Below are 735 nucleotides of genomic sequence, written 5' to 3' on the forward strand. Positions count from 1 at the left end.
GCATCGCCAAAACATCATAAATATCGCTCAATTAAGTAAATTTTCGTCAACTACAGTCTTGAGATCCCTTGAACACCATTGCTACTATGCATTGAGGCAAGGGAAAGCCGACCATAACACTATTTCAAGGATGAAATATGACAACGAAAAACACATTTCGTGCAGTTCTGTGCACGTTCATATTCTTAATTTCTGCCAACGCGCATAGCGCAATCATCTTTCAAGATGATTTTTCACGCATCAATAGCGACGATGTTGGGCCTGCATGGCTTACTAACGAAGCGCAAGACAACGATGTTGCAATCTATCTTGAACGACTTCGTTTACGAGACATACCTAGTGCCGGATTCACATTCGCTCAAATCGACATCGACACGCATAAGTACGCAAGCCTTGAATTAAGCTTTGATTGGCAAGTGCTAAGCAGCACTGAAAAGAGCGACACATTGCTAGTAGAACTTATGAATACGGCCGCGAAAAGCATTATCTTTGAAACGACCCTCGAAACTGCAGGAAGTTATAACGCCAGCATTTTATTATCAGATGCTGCCATTACATCTATCCGCTTTGCGCTTGACGTAAATAGCCAAACCGAGACGGTCTATCTCGACAATATTCAACTCGAAGGAATAAAGAACCCGGTGCAAAAACCTATCGCAAAGGTCGATGAATCGTCTTCATTTGGATTATTTCTTCTTGGACTTGCGGGGCTGATCTGCTGCAGATTACGAAACA

The 735-nt window shown here is 42.6% G+C and carries 1 protein-coding gene; it reads left to right on the plus strand.

Translation table 11 applies throughout. The features are described from left to right. Positions 1–137: 137 nt before the first annotated feature. A partial coding sequence (locus tag A3738_RS26505; RefSeq protein WP_156504523.1) for a hypothetical protein occupies positions 138–735 on the plus strand: 598 nt, incomplete at its 3' end.

This window comes from Oleiphilus sp. HI0066 (assembly GCF_001635725.1).